Here is a 22,589-nt window from a genome sequence, read left to right on the forward strand (position 1 = left end):
CATGAATACGACGATTTCAAACGGACCGGGGTATACGCCGCCGATGGGCGGGGGCTCGTTGGGCCAGATCGACGGATCCGGCGGCACGGCCGGTGCGGGGGGGGCCGATCAGGTCGACCTCGAAAAGCTTTATCAGGACGTCCTGAATTACGTCAAGCAGCAGGACGGGTCTGACGGCGGCGGCAATCCGCTGGTCGACGGCAACGGCGCGCCGCGCATCGACACGCCGAATCAGGTGTTCAGCGCCAACGACATGGTCGATTTGCTGCGCAGCCTGCGCAGCAAGACGCAGGACGAGCAGCTCAAGACCTCGCAAGAGGGCCTGGAATCCGCGCGGATCAAGGCCGAGAAGAACACCGAGCACCAGCTCGAGAAAATCAAGGAATGGATCGACAAGTGCGAGGAGGCCAATTCCAAGGGGGCGCTGGGCAAGATTTTCGGCTGGATCGGCAAGATTTTTGCCTTCGTCGCGGCCATCGTGGCGGTGGTCGCCGCTGCAGCGGCGACGGTTGCCACCGGCGGCGCGGCGGCGCCGCTGCTCGCCCTGGCCATCGTGGGCGCCATCAGCGCCACCATGACGCTGGCCAGCGCCATCTCCCAGGAATGCGGCGGCCCTGAAATCAGCCTCAACAGCCTGATCCAGAACACGGTCGGCAAGTTCCTCACCGAGGTGTGCGGCGTGGACCCCAAGGAAGCCGAGAACATCTGCAAGATCGTGGGCGGGGCGCTGGCGATCGCCTGCCCGGTGATGCTGGCCATCGAGCCCTCGCTGCTGGGCAATATGGCGCAGAGCATCGCCCTGATGGCCGGCGCGGACGAGAAGACCGCCGGCTACATCGGCATGGCGCTGACGATCGCGGCCGCTATCGGGGTGGGCATTGCCATGGCGGTGGCGACGGGGGGCTCGTCCGTGGCTTCGACGGCGACCCAGATCAGCAACAAGGTGGTGCTCTCCGCCCTGAAGACCTTCAACACGGTCTTGACCGGCACCTCCGCCGTCGTCTCCGGCAGCACCCAGATCGCGCAGGGCGGCCTGAACATTTCCAAGGCCCAGTCCGAAGAAAAAGCCCAGCAGGCGATCTCGGACAAGAAGGACCTCGAGGCGATGATGATCAAGCTGCAGAAGCAGATGGAAGAAGGCCGCGAGGAAATGAAGAAGATCATCCAGCAGATCGAAGAAAGCACTCAGGCCGTGAGCAAAATGATCGCTGGCACGACCGACAACATGAACCAGATCGCCATGAACATGGGCAGCAAGTCGACGGTGTGATCGACAGCACGGACTCCAGGAGAGAAACACATGCCCCAGAACGCCACCCCATCCCGCGGCCCCTTCGGTCAGCAGCTCCATGACGGCTTGCGGGCGTTGCCGGCCAGCACCCGCCTGAGCAACGAGCAGCTTGAAGTGATCTACGCCCTGGCCTATGCCCACGTCACTCAGGGGCAGTACGCCCAGGCGCTGCCGGTCTTTTCAATTCTGGCCACTTACGGCCCCACGCGCAAGCATTACCTGGCCGGACTGGCCTTATGCCTGGAACAGTGCGAACGCTACGAGGAAGCCATCAGCATGTATTCGCTGCTGATCGTGCTGTTTCCGGGCAGTCCGGAACCGGCCCTGCAGATCGCCGAATGCCTGCTGATGCTCGGCCGTACAGCCGAGGCGGCCGAGGAACTGGACCGGGTGCTGCGCAGCATTGCGGAATCGGGCGGCCAGTACGAGGCCTTGCGGTCGCGTGCTCAGGTGCTGCGCGATCTGGCCGGGCGAAGGGCCTCCTGATGCGGGCGGAGCGAAAACCGCCCGCCGGTGCCTTCGTGCCCGGATCCCAAGCCGTCTCTCACGAGACGGCTTTTGTGCTTGATGCCGACGACGCGCGATTCCTGACCGAAATCGGGATGCTGGCCGCCGGTCGAGGGGATGTGCGACATGCGGATACAATTTTCGACGCGTTGCGCGGTTTGAGACCGGACCGCGCCTATCCGCTGGTGGGCCTGGCCGTTGCGCGCCTGAACGCCGGCCGTGCCGCCGAAGCCGCCCGTCTGCTCGAAGACGCCGATCTTGCCGGACCGGAAGAACGGGCGACGGTACGGGCCTGGTACGGTCTGGCGCTACAGCTGGCCGGGCGCGCCGCCGAAAGCCGCCGGGTGTTGGCCGATGCCGCCACGCTCCCTGGTGAAGGCGGGGTGCTGGCCCGGCAGATGCTGGGGCTGGCGGTGGAAATACCGAGTGATGTGCCTGATGTCTGATCAAGGAGCCTGAAGATGGAAATCGCCGCACTGACTGCCGCGCTGGGCGCCCAGGCGCTGCCTGCCGCCCCTGCGGTGCGCGCCGAACCCGCCGATCTGGCGGCCGAACGTTTCAATGCGCTGATGAGCGCGCCCCTGGACCCTGCGCTGAACGGGGTCGCGGCCGCACTACAATCGGCGTTCGTCGCGGCGCCGCTGGATGCTGCGCCCACCTTGGGGGGCCAGATTTTGTCGGGTCTGCGGGGCGTCGCGACCGAATTTTCGGGTAAATGGCAGAACATCGCTCATGGCCTGGATGGCCTGGGGGCGCAGCCGGCGATCAGTGACATGCTGCGTTTGCAGACGGAACTGCTGCAGGTCTCGGTGCAGTACGAATTGGTGGGCAAAGCCGTATCGCGCTCCACCCAGAATATTGATACGCTGGTCAGGATGTCTTGATGGCTCTCTCTTGCAGGCTTGCTTTCCGATCTTTCTCCAGCGCGTTGCGCTGGCTGCTGGCTGCACTGGTGCTGTCGGTCCTGACGGCCTGCAGTTCCAGCGTCACGCTGTACTCCTCCGCCAGCGAAGGCGAAGCCAACGAACTGCTGTCGGTGCTGCTCGACGCCGGTATCCATGCCGAAAAAATCTCTGGCAAGGAAGGCGTGGCGGTCTCTGTGGACGGCGCCCAGGTGGCTCGCGCCCTGGATATTTTGCGAACCCGCGGTCTGCCGCGCGAACGCTTCGACGGTATGGGTCAGATCTTCCGCAAAGAAGGTCTGGTGTCCTCGCCCCTGGAAGAACGCGCCCGGTACATCTACGCCCTGTCCCAGGAGCTGACCAACACCCTGTCGCAGATGGATGGTGTGTTGGCGGCGCGCGTGCACGTCGTGCTGCCTGAGCGGGGCGAAATCGGCGAGGCCGCCACGCCCTCGACGGCGGCCGTCTTCATCAAGCACCGGGTCGGCTATTCATTTGACGCCCTCAGGCCGCAGATCCGTCAGCTGGTGACGCACGCCATCCCCGGGCTGACCGAGGACCGGGTTTCCATCACCCTGGTGTCCGCCCAGCCCGGCACGGCGGGACACGAAACACCCGTCCAGACCTCGGTCCTGGGATTCCAGGTGTCGCAGGCCTCGGCCGGTGGGCTGACGCTGCTGCTGGGTGCGCTGGTGCTGCTGGTGCTGGCGCTGTCCGGCGGTCTGGGTTATCTGCTGTGGCGCGGGGGTTGGCTGCCTCTGGGTGCTGAACCACGAGAACGCCATGAACCGGCGGTTCGCCCGCCGGTACGCGAAGGTTCCGAATGAATGCCGCCCTGTTTGGCGAGCGCTTGCTGGCGTTCAATCTGCTGCCCAGCCTGACGCTGCATCCCAGCCGGTACGCGGCTTTCGGCGCGCCATCGCGTCCCGTCCCGGCAGCTTGTGCGGCGGCCTGGCACCGGCATTGGTCTGCGGCGATTTTGCGCCGTTTGAATCTTCGAGACCGCCCCGTGGCCGATGCGGATCGGCCGGAGCTCCCCCTGGCGCTGCTGTCCCCGGACCGATTGGCCAGGGTGGCGCGTCACCTGGGTGCTGTGTGCTGTGCGCCCCGTTTGCGCCGGGTGATCGCGGGCAGCGAGGTGCGCGTCCTGGCGGTGGCTGTGGGCGGGGATGTGTTGGCTTTTGCGCGTCAAGCCGAGACGGGGGGCTGGTCGCGTCCGGCGGACCTGGATGACGGCCTGACCACCGGCTGGGCGGATCGGCTGGATCAGATCGGTTGTGCGGCGTTGCGTCATATTTTTCATGCGGCCGGCCCCGAACTCGGCTTGCGCGCTGAACTCCGGCTGGCCGATGAGCCCGCCGTCAATGTGCCGGATGCAGGCCAGATCCCGCTGGACTTGGCCCTGGACATCCTCGAACGGATCGAACCGACATGGCATTCCTCGTTTCACGCGACGCGCTGAATCCGCGTACCCTGACGGTGACGCCGGACCCGGCGGCCCGCGTGCTGCGCGCGGCCGACCATGCTGCGCTGGTACAGGCGCAGGCCTTGCTCGACCAGGCGCGCACACAGGCCGACGCCATTCTGGCGGGGGCGCAGGAGGCCTTCGAGGCCGAACGCCGCCGCGGCTATGAAGACGGCAAGCAGGAAGCCCTGCTGGACCAGGCCGAAAAAATGATCGAGACCGTCAGCCGCACGGTCGATTATTTCGCGGGCGTGGAAAACGAGATGGTCGACCTGGTCATGGCGGCTGTGCGCAAGGTCGTCGACGGTTTCGATGATCGGGAAAAGGTCATGGTCGTGGTGCGCAACGCACTGGCCGTGGTGCGCAACCAGAAACAAATGACCCTGCGGCTGCATCCAGACGATGTCGAGGTCGTGCGCGAGCGCATCAATGACATTCTGGCGGCCTATCCCGGCGTCGGTTATCTGGACCTGCTGCCCGACGCCCGCTTGTCGCGGGGCGCTTGCATCCTCGAAAGCGAGATCGGCATGGTCGAGGCCAGTCTGGAAGGCCAGATCGAAGCCGTGCGCGGCGCGTTCCAGCGCACCTTGGGCAGCCGGGTGTAGAGGCGGGATCATGCGTCAATTCGACTACATCACCGAAATGATGGAAATGGCGCTGCACGACACGCCGACCCTGCGCATCAAGGGGCGGGTGACGCAGGTCATCGGCACCATCATCAAGGCCGTCGTGCCCACGGTGAAGGTCGGCGAGGTCTGCATCCTGCGCAATCCGGGCGAGGATTTCGAGATGAAGGGCGAGGTCGTCGGCTTCGCCCGGGACGCCGCCCTGCTGACGCCGCTGGGCGATATGTACGGCATTTCCTCGGCCACCGAGGTCATCCCCACCGGCCGGGCGCACATGGTGCCCGTGGGGCCGGGGCTGCTGGGCCGGGTGCTCGACGGCCTGGGCCGTCCCCTGGACGAGGCCGAGCGCGGTCCGCTGGAGGCCAGCAAGTTTTATCCGGTGTTCGCCGAGGCGCCTGATCCGCTCAAACGCCGCATCATCGACAAGCCGCTGGAGCTCGGGGTGCGGGCGCTGGACGGTGTGCTCACCTGCGGCGAAGGCCAGCGCATGGGGATCTTCGCGGCGGCCGGCGGAGGCAAGTCCACGCTGATGGGCATGCTGGTCAAGGGCGCCGACGTGGACGTGACCGTGGTGGCGCTGATCGGCGAACGCGGCCGTGAAGTGCGTGAATTCCTGGAGCATGAACTCGGTCCGGAAGGGCGGCGCAAAAGCGTCATCGTCTGCGCCACCAGTGACAAGTCCTCGATGGAGCGTGCCAAGGCTTCCTACGTCGCCACCGCCATTGCGGAGTATTTTCGCGATCAAGGCAAACGGGTGCTGTTCCTGATGGATTCGGTCACGCGCTTTGCGCGCGCGCAACGCGAGATCGGTCTGGCGGCGGGTGAACCGCCGACGCGCCGGGGCTATCCGCCGTCCGTGTTCGCGACCCTGCCCAAACTGATGGAACGGGTCGGCATGAATCAGCACGGCTCCATCACCGCGCTGTACACCGTGCTGGTCGAGGGGGACGACATGACCGAACCCATAGCCGACGAGACGCGTTCCATCCTGGACGGGCACATCGTGCTGTCGCGCAAGCTGGGCGCGGCCAACCATTATCCGGCCATCGATGTCCTGGCTTCGGCCAGTCGCGTCATGAATGCCGTGGTCACGGATGAGCACAAACGGGTGGCTGGCCGCGTGCGTGAGCTGATGGCCAAATACCAGGAAGTCGAACTGCTGGTGAAGATCGGCGAGTACAAGCGCGGCGGCGATGCCGTTACGGACGAGGCCATTGACAAGGTCGACGCCATCAACCGCTTTCTGCGGCAGAAGACTGATGAACATTCGACGCTGCCCGAGGCGCTCGAAGCCATGGCCGGGATCGTCGGCGGGGCGGCCGCATGAACGTGTTCCGCGAATTGATGGCCATCAAGCGCTTTCGCGAGGGGCAGGCGGAATTGGCCGTGACCCGGCAGCGCCAGGTGCTGATCGAGGCCGAGCAACAGCGGGTTCAGGCCCTGGAACGGCTGGAGGAATACCGGACCTGGTCGCAGACAAGAGAACGCGACATGTACCAGGATCTGTGCAGCCGTCTGGTGTACGTGCGCGACATCGAGGATGTGATGCAGGGTGTGGCCGATCTGCGCCAGGGCGAGCATGCGTGTGAAGCCCGTGTCGAGCAGGCCGCCGACCAAGCGCGTCTCGAAACCGAGGCGCTGGCCGAGCGCCGGGAGGCGCACCGGAACGCCACGCGCATGGTCGAAAAATTCGTCCAGCTGGCCAGCCTGCATGCTGCTGACGCACTACGCGATCTGGAGCGCAAAGAGGATCTGGAAATGGAAGAGGCCGCGTCTGTGATGCGCGACCGTGATGACTGGCAGCAACATGACGAATACGAACCTTCATGAACATGACTGACCGTCCCATTCACCTGGATATTGGTCTGAACCGTGGTCTGTCCAATCCGGACCTGGGCGGGCAGGGGGCTGGTGCGTCGCGTCGCGAGGCGTCCGATACGGATCGCAAGGCCTTTGAACAGGCCCTGGCGCAGGGCGGTCAGGACCCGGCGCCCGAAACCGCAGCGTTGTCGGCGGATTCCCCGGACGAGGCGCCGCGTCCGTTTGCTTTGTTTTCCGGCCCCGCCGCGCTTGGTGCGGCCTTGATGTCGACCGCTGTGCCGACCGGACTGGCGCAGGCCCTGGGTGAGGCGGCGGATCGCATGCTGGTGGGGGATGGCGGCAGCGGTCGGCGCGAGGTGCGCCTGGACCTGAAGACCGAAGTCCTGCCGGGCGTGACTTTATCCGTCTACGAGGAAGAGGGCCGCCTGGTGGCCGCTTTTGCCTGCGCCAGTGAATCCTCGCGCGAAACGCTGAACCGCTGTGCTCCTGCACTGGCCGAAGAACTTGCGCAATCGCTGGCGCGCGCCGTGCTGGTGCGGGTGAGCACCGACGATCCCGAGGACCCCTGTTTATACGAAGCGGCTGCGGCCGCATGACTCTGACTGTTTCATGGATGCGATGAACTTCTCGACCGCCCGGACTGCCGTCCTGCCGCGCCTGAGCGCCAGCCAGGCCCAGGCGCTGACGCTGGTCGCGACCCACGGCGCGGACCTGCGGGTGGGGCTGCCGGCGCTTGAAGGCGCCGAGGCTGCGCCCGGTGTCTGGCGCCTGGGTTTGACGCCGGGCGCAACGCCCGCTTTGCGACAGGCGGCAAGCCTGCGTTCCGATCTGGAGTGGGCGGGTGCTGCCTTGCGGCTGAGCCTGCCGCCCAGCGCCCTGGCGGCCTGGACCGACGCCCGCCTGCCGGATCTGGGGCCAGGGGAGCTGCCCGAGGTTTTGCAGGCGGCTGCGCTGGAAACCTTGCTGGCTGAAGCCGTTGCCGCGCTGACGCCGGTCTCGGCGGGCGGGCCGGTGCGTGTCCTGACCGAACCCCGGGATGTGGTGCTGCCGCATGTCTGGACGCTGTCGGCCCGCGCCGAAGCGCGCGGTGAAACTGTGCTGGCGGTGCTGGAATCCGACGATCTGGGGCTGATGCTGCTGGCCGGCTTGCTGGGTCAGGTGCCGCCGGGCGCGGGGGGGATCGACGAAGCGGCCCTGCCCGTGCGCTTGCGCGCCGAAATCGGGCGTGCGGTCCTGTCCGTTGACGAACTGCATGCGCTGGACGCAGGCGATGTGATTTTGCTGACCGAATACCTGGTCGACACCACAGGCGGACTCTGGCTGGGGATTCCCCAGGGCCAGGGCCTGCGCGTGCGTGCCGAACAGGCTTCCTATCTTGTGACTCAAGGCTGGACTTCTCTTATGGCACAGACTGATTCCCCCGTCGAAGACACTTCATCTGCCGAGCCGCTGAACCTGGACGCTATTCCAGTGCGCCTGAGCTTTGATCTGGGTGACCGTGCGCTGCCCTTGGCCGAACTGCGCCAATTGCAGCCGGGCGCGGTGTTCGATTTGCAGCGACCCTTGGCCGATGGCCCGGTCATGATCCGTGCCAATGGCGCGCTGGTCGGGACCGGTGAACTGGTCGAGGTCGACGGCCGCATCGGCGTGCGTGTCGGCACCCTGGGCAGGCGCTGAGATGCGTGCGACAGACCGCCGTAAGGGGATGCGATGAGCGGTAGCTTCGATCCCATCAGTCTGGCGATCGCGCTGGCGCTGCTGGCGCTGCTGCCGCTGGCTGCCGTAATGACCACGTCCTTTCTGAAGCTGGCCGTGGTGTTCGCGTTGGTGCGCAATGCGCTGGGTGTGCAGCAGGTACCGCCCAATATGGCGCTCTACGGCCTGGCCTTGATCTTGTCGGTGTATGTCATGGGGCCGGTGGTGATGCAGGTTGGAGACGAATTGCGCGCGGTCAGTGCGCCGACCAGTCAGTCGGCGGCCTCCGCGACGCGCGAGGATCCGGTCGGCGCCATGCTGAACGCCGTGACGCGCGGCACCGAGCCGCTGCGCGCTTTTATGCTGAAGAACAGCCGGGCGGAACAACGGGATTTCTTCGTGCGTACCGCCCGTCACTTGTGGGGCGAGACTCAGGCCCGTGATCTGCGTCAGGACAATATGATCGTGTTGATCCCGGCCTTTTTGGTGTCAGAACTGACGGCTGCGTTCCAGATCGGTTTTCTGCTGTATCTGCCCTTTGTCATCATTGATCTGATTGTCTCCAACATCCTGCTGGCGATGGGCATGATGATGGTGTCTCCGGTGACGATTTCCATGCCGCTCAAGCTCTTTCTGTTCGTCATGATTGACGGTTGGACGCGGCTGATCCAGGGCCTGGTCCTGTCTTATTCCTGAGGCGCGCATGGGCACCGTCGACATCGTTTCCTACATGACCCAGGCGCTCTACCTGACCCTGTGGTTGTCGCTGCCGCCGATTGCCGTGGCGGCCGTCGTGGGGACGTTGTTTTCGCTGTTCCAGGCGCTGACCCAGATCCAGGAACAGACCCTGTCTTTTGCGATCAAGCTGATTGCCGTGTTCATCACTCTGTTGTTGACGGCGCGTTGGCTCAGCGGCGAACTATACAACTACGCCATTTCCGTGTTCGATCTGTTTTACAAGATCCATTGAGGACGACACGAGATGCTCAACGGTGCGGCCACTGCTGAAATCCATGTGTTCCTGGGGGCCTGGGCGTTGACGCAGCCTCGCCTCCTGGCCATGTGCAGCATGTTGCCCCTGTTCAACCGGCAACTGCTGCCGGGCCTGCTGCGCTACGGCATCTGCGCCGCCCTGGGTCTGGTGCTGGTTCCTATGCTGACGCCGCGCTATGGAGAACTGGACCTGGGGACGATCGGTCTGATCTTGCTGGTCGCCAAGGAGGTTTTCGTTGGCTTGGTGCTGGGCTTTATGGTGGCGATCCCATTCTGGGTTTTCGAGGCAGTGGGCTTTGTCGTTGACAACCAGCGCGGGGCCAGTCTGGGCGCGGTCATCAATCCGGCCACGGGCAATGATTCTTCGCCGCTGGGCATTCTCTTTAACCAGGCGTTTCTGGTGTTCTTCCTGGTGGGAGGCGGCTTCACTCTGATGTTGACGCTGCTGTACGACAGCTTTCGCCTGTGGGATTTGTGGTCCTGGGCACCGACGCTGCGCGCCGACAGCATCCCGCTGATGCTCGACCAGCTCAGCCGCTTCATGCGGCTGGTGCTGCTGTTCGCCGCGCCAGCCATCGTGGCGATGTTCCTGGCCGAGCTCGGCCTGGCTCTGGTCAGCCGCTTTGCGCCGCAGTTGCAGGTGTTCTTCCTGGCCATGCCCATCAAGAGCGCGCTGGCGCTGCTGGTGCTGGTGCTGTACATGAGCACCCTGTTTGAATATGCCGGTGACACGGTGCGCGGGATTCCCGGCATTCTGCCTTTCCTCGACGATCAATGGAGACTGCCATGAGCGGAGAGAAGACCGAACAGCCCAGCGCCAAGCGGCTGCGCGAATCCCGCGAGAAGGGCGATGTCGCGCACAGCAAGGACTTTACCCAGACCCTGCTGATCCTGGCCTTGTTCGGTTATATGTTGGGCAACGCCTCGAACCTGATCGAATCGTTGGGGCGGATTTTGCTGGTGCCCTCGACCCTGACGGGCATGTCCTTTGAACTGGCGCTGAAAACCGCGCTGGAGGCGACGCTGCGCGAAGCCTTGACGCTGTTGCTGCCGTTCTTGTTGATTGTGCTGGGCGTGGGCATGTTCAGTGAGTTTCTGCAGGTCGGTATTGTGCTGGCCTTCAAGAAGCTGATTCCATCGGGGCAGAAACTCAATCCTGCCAGCAATCTCAAGAACATCTTTTCCAAAAAGAATCTGGTCGAGTTCCTGAAGTCAGCGATCAAGATCGCCTTTCTTTCTGTGCTGGTCACGATGGTGGTCAGCGACGCGTTGCCGCAGCTGATGTCGGTGCCCCACAGTGGCCTGGCCGGGCTGCAGACCGGGGTGGGGGGCATGTTGCGCACGCTGCTGGTCAACGTGGCCGTCGCCTACACCATCATTTCCCTGGCCGATTTTGTCTGGCAGCGTCTGCAGCATCGCAAGCAGCTGATGATGAGCAAGGAAGAGATCAAGCAGGAATACAAGGAAATGGAAGGCGATCCCCACATCAAGGGCAAGCGCAAGCATCTGCACCAGGAAATGGTCATGCAGGGCGCGGTCCAGAGCGCGCGCAAGGCGACGGTGGTGGTGACCAACCCGACGCACCTGGCGGTTGCTCTGTATTACGACCAGGACGAAACCCCGCTGCCGGTGGTGCTGGCCAAGGGCGAAGGCACACTGGCGATGGACATGATGCGTGCCGCGCGCGAGGCCGGGGTGCCCGTCATGCAGAACATTCCCCTGGCGCGGGCGTTGATGGCCGACGCCCAGCTTGATCAATACATCCCCAGCGAACTCATTGAACCTGTTGCCGAAGTGCTGCGTCTGGTGCGCAAGCTGGCGGCAGAATGACCGGAGTAGAACGATGAACGTCCCCTCCCATCCCCTGGTCGCCGACTACGCGGCCCGCCACGGTATCCTCGACGCGGTCCGCAGCGACGGCCGCCTGACGGTCCTGATCGACGACAAGTATCGTGTGCATCTGCAGGGCGCCCGCAACGGCTGGCTGGTGATCAACGCACGGCTGTGTACCTTGCCGCCGGACGGCTTGGGGCGCGAACGTTTCTTGGCCGAAATCGGCCGACAGGCCGCCGGCATGCTGAGCAGCCAGGCCTCGGCCTGCGTGGTCGATCCCGACGAAGACGCGTTGTGGTTGCAGCAGATGGTACGGCCCGATACGGATGCCGTCGGCGTGGACGAAGCCGTGGGCGGCTTCGCCAACGCCCTGTCGTTCTGGACTGGCACGGCAAGGCGGGTCGCATGATTCGATCAGGACATCCCCAGAGGGCAAGCCGTGTGGCACGCAGAGGAAATACTTTGTTGAAACGTTGGATGCCAGCCTGCGCGCTGGCCTTGTGCCTGATGGGCACGACCGCCCGGGCCGCGCCCAATTGGCCGCTGGCGGCTTACAGTTATTACGCCGAGAACGAGAGCCTGCAAAGCGTGCTGCGGCAGTTTGCGGGCGGGTTCAGCCTGGCCCTGGAATTGGCGCCCGGTGTAAAGGGCACGGTCAACGGCAAGTTCAATACCGCGACCCCGACTGAATTCATGGACAAGCTGGGCGGGGTCTACGGATTCAACTGGTTTGTCTATTCGGGTACGTTGTTCGTCAGTCCGGCCAGTGCCATGGTCACTCAGTCCATCAGCGCCATGGGCAGTTCGATTACCGCATTGCGTGATGCGTTGATGGAATTGGGGGTGCTCGACCCGCGCTTCGGTTGGGGAGAACTGGCTGACCAGGGGATTGCGCTGATTTCGGGGCCGCCGGCTTACGTCAAACTGGTGCAGAAAATGGTGGCCGCATTGCCTTTGGGGGCGGGCGGGCAGCAGGTGGTGGTGTTCCGCCTGAAGCACGCTTCGGTCAATGACCGCACGGTCAGCTATCGTACGCAAAGCGTGGTCACCCCCGGCCTGGCGACGGTGCTGCGCAACCTGATCCTGGGTTCGGGATCGGGCGCCAACAACGAGACGCTGGCCGCCGTGGCCGCGCCGTTGCGCGAGAATCCGCCCGTGTTTTCCAGTGCGGATGACGATGCAGGCAAGGCGCCCGGTGCGGGCACGCCCGGCACCGCAGCACCAGAACCCAGGCGGCGTACGGGCGGGGGACTGCGGTTTCGTGAACCGACGGTTCAGGCCGATCCCCGCCTGAACGCGATCATCGTGCAGGACATCCCTGACCGCATCCCTATCTATCGACAGCTCATCGAGCAGCTGGATATGCCCAGCACCCTGATCGAAATCGAGGCCATGATCGTCGACGTGAATTCCGACAACGTCAGCGAACTGGGTGTCACCTGGGGTGCCAAGGCGGGAAATGCCACCTTCGGGTACAGCGATTTTGGCCTCAGCCCCAGCAATGGCCTGCCGGTGGACGCTGCGGCCTCGCTGGCCCCGGGTACCTTGGGGCTGTCTGTCACCAATGTGCTGGCAGCCCGTCTGCATGCACTGGAAACCAAGGGGGCGGCCAATATCCTGTCGCAGCCGTCGATCCTGACGGCCGACAATATGGGCGCCCTGATCGACCTGTCGGACACGTTCTACATCCAGACCATGGGCGAGCGTGTGGCCACTGTCACACCGGTTACGGTGGGCACGTCGCTGCGTGTGACGCCGCGCTACATTGAGGGCAGCGGCGACCGCCGCCGGGTCGAACTCACGGTCGATATCGAAGACGGCCGCATCCAGGACGAGCGCAAGATCGGCGATCTGCCCACGGTGCGCAAGAGCAGCATCAGCACGCTGGCCATCGTGGGCGACGGGCAGACTCTGCTGGTCGGCGGCTACAACAGCAGTCAGGACAGTCAGCAGGTCGACAAAGTACCCGGCTTGGGCGACATCCCGCTGCTGGGTGCGCTGTTCTCCAGCAAAAGCAAGACGACGCAGCGCCGCGAGCGCCTGTTCCTGCTGCGGCCGCGTGTGGTGTCGATCCAGGGCAATCCGGTGACGCCGCCGCGCCTGCAGTCCAGCGATACCGGCCCGGCCCTGAGCGCAACGTGGCCGGACAATGGCAAGCCCATGAGCGCCGGCGAATACCTCGACCTGATCCAGGGCCAGCAGACGCGGGTGCGATTCGACGCTGTGCGTGAAGCCTCCGTCAGCGGCCCGGTGCGGGTGGGGCCGTCCTTTGTCGAATCGAAGGCGCTGGGCGATGCCGATGTGCCGCGCGGGGGGGCTGCTGCGGTTGCCGGAGGGAGCGACGTGCATGTCGAACTGCACCCGGTCAAGCAGTAGAAAGAAAAGGGTCCCCAGGCCGTCCCAAGGTCAAAGGGAACGCTCCGTGCTGTGGTGTTACTGAAGCGGGGTAGGGCGCGACTCGCTTGTCGCGCCCGCAGACCGCGAGAGCACCCATGGACGTATCCAGCCTGATTTCACTCTTCGGCCAGGAGGCCGGTGTCAACCTGACGCTGAGCGAGGCCGGCACGGCATCGCTGGCCTTTGAGTCGGGGTCGGTGCTGCACCTGGAACACGACCCGCAGGCTGACGCGCTGCATTGCTATGTGGTGCTGGGACAGGCGCCTGCCGATCCCATGCGACGTCACGACGTATTCCGGCGGATGCTGGCCGCCAATGCCTTCGGCCGCGATACCGACGGTGCGACGCTGGGGCTGGACGAGGTCACGGGTGAACTGCTGCTGTCGCGCCGGCTCGACCTGTCGTACGCCGACACGGCCTGCCTGCGCGCCGCTGTCGAATCCATGGTGGCGGTGGCGGCGGACTGGCAAGGGCGCCTGAATGGGGCGGATCCGACCCCTGCGTCTGATGCCGCCGAGGGGATGTCCCCGTCGGGCGTGCTGCCGCCGGATTTTGGTCTGCGTGTCTGACACGCACGCTTGATCCCAAGGAGACTTTCATGCCTGGTATTCAGAACCTCGGCCAGCCCGGTATCCAGAATCTGCAGCGTCAGCATTTAAACGCCGGTCCGCTCGGCCAGGTCGGCAATCTGCGCTTCAAAGCCGAATCCGGCGCCACGCCGCGCGCGTCCGCCCCCAATGTGTTTCAGCGCTTCGGCCAGTTCATGTCGAAACTGGCGTTTTATGTCGGCGCCAGCCCCACGCAGCGGGCCCAGCAGTTCGTGCTGGATCAGGCGCGCGACAACAGCCGCCGCGTCGGCAACCTGCTGGGCAATCTGACGGCCTCGCCCAATGACCCGAAGGCCCGGTCAAAAATCGCCGAGGGGCTGGCCCGTTTGGGGGATCTGTCCGGCGGGGACCTGTCCAACCTGCCGGGCGGCAAGGAATCCCTCAAAACCTACCTGAGCGAGCTGGGTTTCAAGGATCTCGGCGCCTTGCGCAGCGGTGTGCTGGGCAATCCCGAGGCGCGTCAAGCCGTGATCGACCAGGTCGATCCGCCTCGTCTGCGTGCTCAGGCGGGCCAATTGCTGGATCAGATCGCCGCCGCGCTGGACCAGGCGTTGGCCGGTCAAGCGGTCCAGGAGCCGTTGGAGCAGGTCCGGACCCTGTTGGCGGGCAAGCCGGTGGATGGGCAGGCTCTGGACACCCAGTTGACCCGCCTGTCGGAAAATCTGGCCATGTTGGGCGGGGACAAGCTCGACACTTATTTGCAGACCTTGTCCGATGCCGATCTGAAGGCGCTGCAGGCGGTGCTGAATCCCGACAAACTAGGGGCCGCCAAGGCGTCGCTGACCCAGATCCGCAACCCGGACGTTCAGCCCCTGTCTCTTGAAGAAGCCCCGGATCTGCGGCACGAAACGTACGATCCTCAATTGATCCAGAGCGGCCGGATCCAGCAGGGCGAGACCCTGCTGGACCGCATCAGCGGGGCGTTGGACAAGGAAATCCAGGGGCGGATTGATCAGGCGCTGCCAGATCTGCTCAGCGGTCTGGAGACCGCCGTTCAGAGCGGTGATCGTGCCGCCATCGCCAAGGCGCTGTTCAGCCTGAATCAGCAGGTCGATCACCTGAATCTGACTTATGGCGCTTTGCCGGTGGATACGGCGCGCGCCGTGCGCGAACAGGTCGTCCTGGCCATGGACGCGCTGCGCGACCCGGAAACCAATCCTGATGGGCCGTTGACGCGGGATTCGCTCAAGCGCCTGGATGACGATACGCTGGGGCTGCTGCGGCGCAGCGGCGGGGCCTTGTCGGCCTTCGGCCTGAAGCTGAACCGCGAGGATGCCCGGGCCGAGGGCCTGTCGCGTGTCGAGGCGCTCAGCCGGCAGGTGGTCGAGGGCATGAGCGACATCCTGACGACGCTGTCCAGCGAGACGCCGGACATGCCGGCGCTGATGCGGCAACTGCGCGACTTGTCCGAACTGGAACTGCAGCGCGGCCAGCAACTGGCCCGGCTGGGCCATTACGGCGACATGGCCAGCGTGGACGACCGCAAGGACATGGTCGTACAGGCCTTCCAGCAGGCGCTCGACTCGCTGGGCGATGAGCGCGACGAGGTCAGCGCGCGGGCGCGCCAGCATCTGGGCCTGCTGATCGGCATGGAGGATCAGTTCCATGGCGCGTCTTCCGGTCTGAGCCAGATCATGGATGGAGGCGATTTTGCGCGGGGCGGCACGGAAGCCCTGAAGCGGCTCGGCACCACCCAGCACATGCTGGGCGGCATCATCACGGCCCTGCACGGGACCATCACCGACGAAGCCGAGTCGGAAAAGCGCATTCCGTCCATCGACCCGCCTGGTTCGTTCCTGACCTCGCTGGTCGAACAATATGGCGTCCGCTTCGATCCCGAGACCTACGAATCGACCCTGGTGCTGACCGACGGGGCCGGGGCCAAGCTGGCCCCGCATCTGGAAGAGCCCATCGATCCCACGCTCCATCCCACGCGCAAGGTCACCCTGCCGGTGCGCGGCACGGACACGGAATTCTCCGTCGGCTCATCCTTTTTCAAGGACGGCATCGAACGGACCAGCCTTTCGCTGTCGGTCCGGGGCGTCGATGTGGAGGGCGGCATGGTGCGTTCCACCTGGCCCCGCAGCGTGCCCGAAGGCCGGCGCGACGAAATCATGGGCGAGGCCCTGGATGCCCTGGTCAAGATCGCCGGGCCCGCTGCCGAGCCCCTGACGCGCCTGATGAACCAGCAGTTGGGGGCGGGCATCCTGAAAGGCCTGCAAGACATGGGCGTGGATTCGCCGTTCAAGCTGGAGGATGGTTCCGTGGTCATGCCGGTGGGCGCCGGGCGCTTTCATTTCGACATCGAAAAGACCGAGGACGGCGGTTTCCGCGTGGGGGCGACGATGACCATTCCTATCCAGGACGCGGTCGGGCTCGACAAGGACGGCGTCGGTTTCCCGGTCGCCATGGACCCCGCGGCCAGTTGGGCTCAGGTGCGGGTGACGCTGGATGTTTCGTCCGATGGTCTGCAGTTCCGCATGTCCGAACCGCCGCAGTTCCAGCACCATTTCGTACTGACGGAGCCGCGTCATGATTAACGGCGCCCAGGCGCGGACCGGCTAGAAATTCAGCGGCAGGCCTTTCTGTTCGAGCCGGTCGCGCAGCGCGGCGCGTGCCCGTGACAGGCGGCTGCGGACCGTGCCGATCGGTACCGACAGCAGCGCGGCGGCTTCCTCGTAGGACAGATTGTCCATCCCCACCAGCAGCAGGATGCTGCGCATGCTTTCGGGCAGTTCGTCCAGGGATTCCTGCAGCAGGCGCATGGACTGGGACTGCGCGGCGGCTTCTTCGGGGGTGACGGATTCGGCCGCCAGATCGTCCAGGCCGCTGTCGCCGACGAAGTCGTAGCGGCGCTCGGGCGCGCGGGACAGGTGGTTGCGGATCAGATTCAGCGCGATGCCGTACAGCCAGGTCGAGAGCTGCGATTCGCCGCGAAAGGTCTGGTAGGACCGGGCGGCCTCGGTGAAGGCCTGTTGGGCGATGTCCTCGGCTTCGCTGATGTTGCCGATGTGCCGGATGATGAAGCGTTGCAGGCGGCTGCTGTGTTCCTGGACCAGATCGCGAAACAGGCGTTCGTCCGAGGGGCTGGGCGGTTCGATGGGGGCTGCCTGGTGCGCGGTGTCCGGCGCGGTGCCGTCGGGATCGGGAGAGGGGTTCATGAGGCGGGACGGAGTGCAAGGACGGCGCTGATCGGCACGATTCTAGATCAGGTCATGGAGCCTTACAAGAAATTACCTTGGGTTGATCGTCCCGGTTGGGTTGATCGTCCCGGCCGGCCGGCGCGGCCGCGCGGTCCGGGCGTCGGCGGGCGCGGAGACGGCAGGCGGGCGGCGCATGGCGGGTCAGTCTTGCAGCAGCGCGCGCAGCCAGTCCTGGGCGGTTTCGGGCGCCACGGGGCTGCGGCCCTGAGCGGCGGCCTGGTCGAACCGCTGCTGCATGGCTTGGTCGATGTCCTGGCATCGCTGCGGGTCCAGGTTGGACGGATCCAGACCCAGTGTCTGGCAGGCGGCCTTGAAGCCGGCCCCCTGGGCGCTGGCGGAACAGTCCAGACGGGTGACGAAATCCACGCCCGACAGCGCCTGGCTGGAGGTCTGCGCCATGTCCAGCGCCTGCGCAACCGTGCGCGCGGACAGCGGCTTGCCAGGGCTGGGCTCCAGCCCCAGTTCGCGGGCCACGGCCTGGGCGATGCCGGGGCCGTAGCTGTGCGCCAGCGCTTCGGTGAACAGGCGGGTCGTGTCCACGTCGGGCGCGACCCAGGCCACGCTGCGCCCGCCCGGGGTCGTGCCGGTGCCCAGCACCTGCATGGATTGCCCGGACACGGAGATGTAGATCGATTCGGCGCCGTGCGTGGCCGCCTCGAAGCGGTCCAGGCTGGGAGGTTCGTGTTGAGGAAGCGAAACGGACAGGTTGATATTCATAGGGGAATCGGTTCGGACTACGGCGGTGGTGGCGGTCATGCCGCAAGACGAAAAGTCGGCTTTACACCCTGAGTAACCAGCATAGAGGAAAGGTTCCAGTCCGGTTATATCCCAAACTTTGCTGATGTGTCTTTTGCTTGCAGGCGCGCGCCTGCCATCGGGCGGGTGTTTCGCGTATGATGAGGATCAATTTCACCCTCTTTGCCATCCCCCTGCCGCCCCCATCATGCCCTTTGCCACCGACAAGTCCGGATCTGCGCTCATCTGCCACCCCGAAGGTCAGGTCAACAGCGCCAACGCGGCTGCCTTCGAGGCCGATCTGATGGCTCAGGTCGACAAAGGCGAGCAGCATATCGTGCTGGATCTGGGGCGCCTGGACTATATTTCCAGTGCTGGCCTGCGTGTCGTGCTGCTGCTGGCCAAAAAGCTCAAGCAATCGGGCGGCGCGCTGATCCTGTGCGACATCCAGCCCAATGTGCGAGAGGTCTTCGAGATCAGCGGGTTTCTGGCCATCCTGAAGGTCTGCGCGACCCGCGCAGAAGCCATCGCCGCACTGAACTGACGGCCTCAGGCCCGTCCCCGCACCGGCCTGGATCGGTGCGCGGGCCTGTTCGGGGTTGACCGCTCAGCATTCCACCACGTTCACGGCCAGGCCGCCGCGGGACGTTTCCTTGTATTTCGACTGCATGTCGGCGCCGGTCTGGCGCATGGTCTCGATGACCGTGTCCAGCGAGACGTGGTGCTTGCCGTTGCCGTGCAGCGCCAGACGCGACGCATTGATGGCCTTGTTGCCGCCCATCGCGTTGCGTTCGATGCAAGGGATCTGCACCAGGCCGCCCACCGGGTCGCAGGTCAGGCCCAGATTGTGCTCCATGCCGATTTCCGCAGCGTTCTCGACCTGGGCCACCGTGCCGCCCTGGACGGCGGTCAGGCCGGCCGCCGCCATGGAACAGGCCACGCCCACCTCGCCCTGACAGCCGACTTCGGCGCCCGAGATCGAGGCGTTTTCCTTGTACAGGAAGCCGATCGCCGCCGCCGTCAGCAGGAAGTCCACCACGCCGTCCTCCGACCAGTCGGGGATGAAGGCGCGGTAGTAGCGCAGCACGGCGGGCAGCAGGCCCGAGGCGCCATTGGTCGGCGCCGTCACCACCCGGCCGCTGGCGGCGTTTTCTTCGTTCACGGCCATGGCGTACAGGTTCACCCAGTCCATGGCGAACATCACGTCGTCCTCGCGTTTCGGGCTGTTCTTCAGTTGGGTGTAGAGCGCCGGGGCGCGACGGCGGACCTTCAGCCCGCCGGGCAGAATTTCGTCGGCGAACGCGCCTTGCAGGCCGCAGCCCCGGTCGATGGCCTCGTCCATCACGTGGGCGATGTGCAGCACGCCGGCGCGGACCTCCTCGGGCGAGCGCAGCGTGGTTTCGTTCGCCATCATCAACTGGGCGATCGTCAGGCCGTGCCGCTGACAGGCCTCCATCAGTTCGGCCCCGGTGGAGAAGGGGTAGGGCATCGGCGCGTGCTCGGGCACGGTTTCATCGGTCTCGATGCTGTCCAGTGCGCGGATGAAGCCGCCGCCGATCGACACGTAGCGTTCGTCCAGCAGCGTGTCGCCCGTCGCGTCCACAGCGGTGAAGCGCATGCCGTTGGGGTGTTCCGGCATCGGCTTGACCCGTCCGGAAAAGGCCTGCCCGGGATCGAAATCGATGGTGTGGCTGCGCCACAGCGTCAAGCGGTGGTCGCGCGTCACGGCCTCGATCAGGCGGCCGATCGCGGCAGGGTCGACCGTGTCCGGGGCTTCGCCCATCAGGCCCAGCATGATGCCCATGTCGGTGCGGTGGCCCGCCCCCGTTTCCGCCAGAGAGCCGTAGAGCTGGATGTGCAGGCCGGTCACCTGGGGCAGCAGCCCGCGATCGTCCAGATTGCGCGCGAAATTCCGCGCGGCGCGCATCGGCCCCACCGTGTGCGAACTGGAAGGTCCGATGCCGATTTTGAAAATGTCGAAGACCGACAGCGCCATGATCATCCTCCTTGAATGTGTCGCCCAGGCGTCCGCCTGACGGTTCCAGACGGTCTTGCGGATGCATGGGGGCTTTTGGTCGATTCTAGTGATTTGGCAAATTCTGGATTGGATAAAAACGACATCAAGCAGGAATGGAATGCTCTATCATGGCGTGAGCATCGCCTGTGTCACGTTAGCTACTGGGGGATGTTTTTTATAATTAGAATGTAAGCGACGTAAAATCTAAAATAATGAACGGAAACGACATCTCTGTCCGCATTGGATTCGTCCTGCTGCCGCAGTTCGCCATGGGGGCCTTCGCCGCGTTCGCCGATCTGCTGGGGCTGCTGGACGCCCAGACCGGCACGGCCGGCCCCTGCGCCTGGGAGGTCGTCGCCGACACCCTGATTCCCGTGCGTTCGGCCAGCGGCATCCAGGTCGTGCCCACCGATCTGCTGGGCGATCCCTTGCGTTTCGACTATGTGGTGGTCGTCGGCGGTCCTTTGCCGCCCATGGCCGAGGCCGGGCCGGCGCTGTCGGACTGGCTGCGCCGGGCGGCACGGGGCGGCCGCCATCTGGTCGGCCTGTGCAATGCCGTCCACGTGCTGGCCCGGGCCGGCGTGCTGACCGGCTACCGGCTGTGCGTCGGCGGCGACCAGTACCGTGATTTCACCGACCGCTTTCCCGCCATCGAGCCGGAGCGGATCGTCACCGACCGTCCCTCGGTGTTCGACCGCCGCCGCATCACCTGCGTCGGCGGGGCCGCCGTGACCGAGGTCGCCGTGCGCATCTTGCGCCGCCATCTGCCGGAAGCCGACGTCCGCCGCGCCTTGCGCAGCCTGCAGATCGACACGGCCGCAGGGCAGGGCGGCCAGATCCAGCCTCCGCCGCCCGGCGTCCCGGCCGACAGCCCCTCGGCCCTGCGCCGCGCCACCCTGGTGATCGAGCAGTACGCGGGCCAGATTCCAAGCCTGGGCGACCTGGCCGATCGCCTGGGGCTGTCGCCCCGCCAGTTGCAGCGCCTGTTCCGCCAGCACCTGAACACCACGCCGCAAGCCTATGCCCGCACCGTGCGCGTGCGCCAGGCGGCCTGGATGCTGCGTCACACCGACAAGACCATCGCCGCCATCGCCTCGGACTGCGGCTTTGCCGATGCCTCCCACATGGGGCGGGTCTTTCGCGCCGCGCACGGCATGGCGCCCGGCCCCTGGCGACGGACCGAAACAGTGCCCGAAAACACCGTATAATAGCGATCCTCTTTCCGGCTCGATGCCCTGTCGAGCCGACTCTGCCCGAGTGGTGAAATTGGTAGACGCAGGGGACTCAAAATCCCCCGCCGCAAGGCGTGCCGGTTCGATTCCGGCCTCGGGCACCATCCCCAAATCTTCTGGTAATTCAAGTTATTAGAAGATTTCGCAGCACAAGCCCCGCATCGGGAGATTTTCCTAAAAGTGATTTGATAGCTGGTTTGGCCAAATGATGACCTACATCATGCAAATCGCTTTGGTGACAACGGTTTTCGGCATGGGGCATGAAGTCCTTCAACGCGCTGACGGCCAAGGTGCCCGCTGTCACTATCGACCACCCAATCGCCACGATACTTGAAATCCTGAGGCATTACGCTGACCTTACTGCAACGGGCATACGAAGCAGCATCGCAATTGGCTGGCGGCGTGTCATCGGCAGGTATCGCGCTGAGACAGGTTAGCCAAGCTGCAGCATCCCCTGTCTTCAAGTGCTGAACAGTCAGACAATTCGCCGCGATATGCAAAGCGGCATGATCGTCACCGGGGGCTGGCTCAATGATCTTGCAGCAGGCAACCCCATGTGGAACCCGGCGCATCGGCAACACGTCTTGCTGAACATGGGCAAGAACTGGGGACTGGCTACAGGTGGCTCAGTTGAAGGCGATTAACTTGCCATCTGCCTCTGTGTTGACCTCGCTCTCGGCGAGGCCCTTTCATTTCTAACGGCATATCTCCGCGCTTCGCTTGGGCAACCCCTTCGGTTGCATCCCGCGTCCGATCTTGCCGGACTGGCTGCGGGGGCAGGCCCGGCGGTTTTGCTTTGTTCCTACCCCTTGCCGACAGGTTGCATGGCCTCCAGATGCGTCAAGGGCGAAGGCTGCGCCCGGCATCCTCACCCGATCCCTACGCTTTGCTCTGGGCTGCGGCCTCCGGTCCCGCCCTTGACACCTCTTCCAGCCAGAATCGCTACCTGCATGCCGAATCGCGCCATAGTCAGTGCGGATGACGGGTCAAGAGGTGTGTTGGTACGGCCCGCAGCCCTACGGGCGAGGACACGGCCCCTTGACGCGGCAGGAGTGCCCACACGCTGCGTCCGGGGGTGGGTGTTCAGGGCCATCGGCCCGTAACTCCTGCCCCCGAGGTTCCCGCCGGCGAGGGTGGAGAGTCCAGAGAGGCAAAGCCTCTTTGGGAGGGTCCTCAAGGCTGTCAATCGAGAAAACTGAATCGCCCCGGAACCTCTAGACACCCACGTGCCTCATAATGAGGCGATGAGGAGTTGTCATGAGCA

Annotated in this window: 24 protein-coding genes and 1 tRNA gene; 22 read left to right on the forward strand and 3 right to left on the reverse strand. The window is 64.9% G+C overall.

Annotation, left to right across the window (positions count from 1 at the left end; translation table 11 throughout):
* The first annotated feature begins 1 nt into the window (after nt 1).
* The 19 genes from sctE to ACFO0J_RS07055 all read left to right on the forward strand — a co-directional run bounded on the left by sctE (nt 2) and on the right by ACFO0J_RS07055 (nt 16,678).
* A complete protein-coding gene (gene sctE, locus ACFO0J_RS06965; protein WP_376812327.1) occupies nt 2-1,270 on the forward strand; it encodes a type III secretion system translocon subunit SseC family protein in 1,269 nt (422 codons plus the stop codon).
* A gap of 30 nt (nt 1,271-1,300) precedes the next feature.
* A complete protein-coding gene (locus ACFO0J_RS06970; RefSeq protein WP_376812328.1) occupies nt 1,301-1,777 on the forward strand; it encodes a SycD/LcrH family type III secretion system chaperone in 477 nt (158 codons plus the stop codon).
* Nucleotides 1,778-1,851: 74 nt separating this feature from the next.
* Nucleotides 1,852-2,244 (forward strand): hypothetical protein, encoded by a 393-nt coding sequence (locus tag ACFO0J_RS06975; protein WP_376812329.1) that lies wholly within the window; start codon nt 1,852-1,854, stop codon nt 2,242-2,244.
* Nucleotides 2,245-2,259: 15 nt separating this feature from the next.
* Entirely contained in the window at nt 2,260-2,682 is a 423-nt protein-coding gene (gene sctI / locus ACFO0J_RS06980) for a type III secretion system inner rod subunit SctI (RefSeq protein ID WP_376812330.1), read from the forward strand.
* A complete protein-coding gene (sctJ, locus tag ACFO0J_RS06985; RefSeq protein ID WP_376812331.1) occupies nt 2,682-3,527 on the forward strand; it encodes a type III secretion system inner membrane ring lipoprotein SctJ in 846 nt (281 codons plus the stop codon). Before sctI ends, sctJ begins: the two co-directional genes overlap by 1 nt.
* Nucleotides 3,524-4,162, forward strand: coding sequence for a SctK family type III secretion system sorting platform protein (locus tag ACFO0J_RS06990; RefSeq protein WP_376812332.1), 639 nt, complete (start codon nt 3,524-3,526; stop codon nt 4,160-4,162). The genes sctJ and ACFO0J_RS06990 overlap by 4 nt, the downstream gene beginning before the upstream one ends.
* Entirely contained in the window at nt 4,132-4,770 is a 639-nt protein-coding gene (locus ACFO0J_RS06995; protein WP_376812333.1) for an HrpE/YscL family type III secretion apparatus protein, read from the forward strand. The genes ACFO0J_RS06990 and ACFO0J_RS06995 overlap by 31 nt, the downstream gene beginning before the upstream one ends.
* Before the next feature lie 10 nt (nt 4,771-4,780).
* Entirely contained in the window at nt 4,781-6,118 is a 1,338-nt protein-coding gene (sctN, locus tag ACFO0J_RS07000) for a type III secretion system ATPase SctN (protein ID WP_376812334.1), read from the forward strand.
* Nucleotides 6,115-6,621 (forward strand): type III secretion protein, encoded by a 507-nt coding sequence (locus ACFO0J_RS07005; protein ID WP_376812335.1) that lies wholly within the window; start codon nt 6,115-6,117, stop codon nt 6,619-6,621. The genes sctN and ACFO0J_RS07005 overlap by 4 nt, the downstream gene beginning before the upstream one ends.
* Nucleotides 6,618-7,208: a type III secretion HpaP family protein gene (locus ACFO0J_RS07010; RefSeq protein WP_376812336.1), complete on the forward strand. Its 591-nt coding sequence runs from the start codon at nt 6,618-6,620 to the stop codon at nt 7,206-7,208. Before ACFO0J_RS07005 ends, ACFO0J_RS07010 begins: the two co-directional genes overlap by 4 nt.
* A 13-nt stretch (nt 7,209-7,221) precedes the next feature.
* Nucleotides 7,222-8,289: a type III secretion system cytoplasmic ring protein SctQ gene (gene sctQ / locus ACFO0J_RS07015; protein WP_376812337.1), complete on the forward strand. Its 1,068-nt coding sequence runs from the start codon at nt 7,222-7,224 to the stop codon at nt 8,287-8,289.
* 33 nt (nt 8,290-8,322) lie between these two features.
* Nucleotides 8,323-9,003, forward strand: coding sequence for a type III secretion system export apparatus subunit SctR (sctR, locus tag ACFO0J_RS07020; RefSeq protein WP_376812338.1), 681 nt, complete (start codon nt 8,323-8,325; stop codon nt 9,001-9,003).
* Nucleotides 9,004-9,010: 7 nt separating this feature from the next.
* Nucleotides 9,011-9,277 (forward strand): type III secretion system export apparatus subunit SctS, encoded by a 267-nt coding sequence (gene sctS, locus ACFO0J_RS07025; RefSeq protein ID WP_376812339.1) that lies wholly within the window; start codon nt 9,011-9,013, stop codon nt 9,275-9,277.
* 12 nt (nt 9,278-9,289) lie between these two features.
* On the forward strand, nt 9,290-10,090 hold the full coding sequence (sctT, locus tag ACFO0J_RS07030; RefSeq protein WP_376812340.1) for a type III secretion system export apparatus subunit SctT: 801 nt from the start codon (nt 9,290-9,292) through the stop codon (nt 10,088-10,090).
* Nucleotides 10,087-11,130, forward strand: coding sequence for a type III secretion system export apparatus subunit SctU (sctU, locus tag ACFO0J_RS07035; protein ID WP_376812341.1), 1,044 nt, complete (start codon nt 10,087-10,089; stop codon nt 11,128-11,130). Before sctT ends, sctU begins: the two co-directional genes overlap by 4 nt.
* Nucleotides 11,131-11,143: 13 nt before the next feature.
* Nucleotides 11,144-11,542, forward strand: a complete 399-nt coding sequence (locus tag ACFO0J_RS07040) for a type III secretion system chaperone family protein (protein ID WP_376812342.1) — start codon at nt 11,144-11,146, stop codon at nt 11,540-11,542.
* Nucleotides 11,543-11,610: 68 nt separating this feature from the next.
* Nucleotides 11,611-13,509, forward strand: coding sequence for a type III secretion system outer membrane ring subunit SctC (gene sctC / locus ACFO0J_RS07045; protein WP_376812368.1), 1,899 nt, complete (start codon nt 11,611-11,613; stop codon nt 13,507-13,509).
* Nucleotides 13,510-13,625: 116 nt separating this feature from the next.
* Nucleotides 13,626-14,099 (forward strand): type III secretion system chaperone, encoded by a 474-nt coding sequence (locus ACFO0J_RS07050; protein WP_376812343.1) that lies wholly within the window; start codon nt 13,626-13,628, stop codon nt 14,097-14,099.
* 29 nt (nt 14,100-14,128) lie between these two features.
* Complete coding sequence (locus ACFO0J_RS07055) at nt 14,129-16,678, forward strand: DUF445 domain-containing protein (RefSeq protein ID WP_376812344.1); 2,550 nt, start codon at nt 14,129-14,131, stop codon at nt 16,676-16,678.
* 21 nt (nt 16,679-16,699) lie between these two features.
* On the opposite strand, the gene ACFO0J_RS07060 is transcribed toward ACFO0J_RS07055, so the two are convergent.
* The gene (locus ACFO0J_RS07060) at nt 16,700-17,299 is read right to left on the reverse strand and encodes an RNA polymerase sigma factor (RefSeq protein WP_376812345.1); all 600 of its coding nucleotides are present in this window, start codon (nt 17,297-17,299) and stop codon (nt 16,700-16,702) included.
* A 183-nt stretch (nt 17,300-17,482) separates the two neighbouring features.
* Nucleotides 17,483-18,058, reverse strand: coding sequence for a BspR family type III secretion system anti-sigma factor (locus ACFO0J_RS07065; RefSeq protein ID WP_376812346.1), 576 nt, complete (start codon nt 18,056-18,058; stop codon nt 17,483-17,485).
* 226 nt (nt 18,059-18,284) lie between these two features.
* Here ACFO0J_RS07065 and ACFO0J_RS07070 point away from each other — a divergent pair, with 226 nt between their 5' ends.
* Nucleotides 18,285-18,620, forward strand: a complete 336-nt coding sequence (locus tag ACFO0J_RS07070; RefSeq protein ID WP_376812347.1) for an STAS domain-containing protein — start codon at nt 18,285-18,287, stop codon at nt 18,618-18,620.
* Nucleotides 18,621-18,683: 63 nt separating this feature from the next.
* Here ACFO0J_RS07070 and ACFO0J_RS07075 read toward each other — a convergent pair whose 3' ends face one another.
* Nucleotides 18,684-20,072, reverse strand: coding sequence for an L-serine ammonia-lyase (locus ACFO0J_RS07075; protein WP_376812348.1), 1,389 nt, complete (start codon nt 20,070-20,072; stop codon nt 18,684-18,686).
* A 233-nt stretch (nt 20,073-20,305) separates the two neighbouring features.
* Here ACFO0J_RS07075 and ACFO0J_RS07080 point away from each other — a divergent pair, with 233 nt between their 5' ends.
* Both ACFO0J_RS07080 and ACFO0J_RS07085 read left to right on the forward strand, forming a co-directional pair.
* Nucleotides 20,306-21,301 (forward strand): GlxA family transcriptional regulator, encoded by a 996-nt coding sequence (locus ACFO0J_RS07080; protein WP_376812349.1) that lies wholly within the window; start codon nt 20,306-20,308, stop codon nt 21,299-21,301.
* 43 nt (nt 21,302-21,344) lie between these two features.
* Nucleotides 21,345-21,429, forward strand: a tRNA-Leu gene (locus ACFO0J_RS07085).
* Nucleotides 21,430-22,589: the final 1,160 nt, after the last annotated feature.

This window comes from Castellaniella hirudinis (assembly GCF_042651965.1).
GTDB classification, from domain to species: domain Bacteria; phylum Pseudomonadota; class Gammaproteobacteria; order Burkholderiales; family Burkholderiaceae_B; genus Castellaniella; species Castellaniella hirudinis.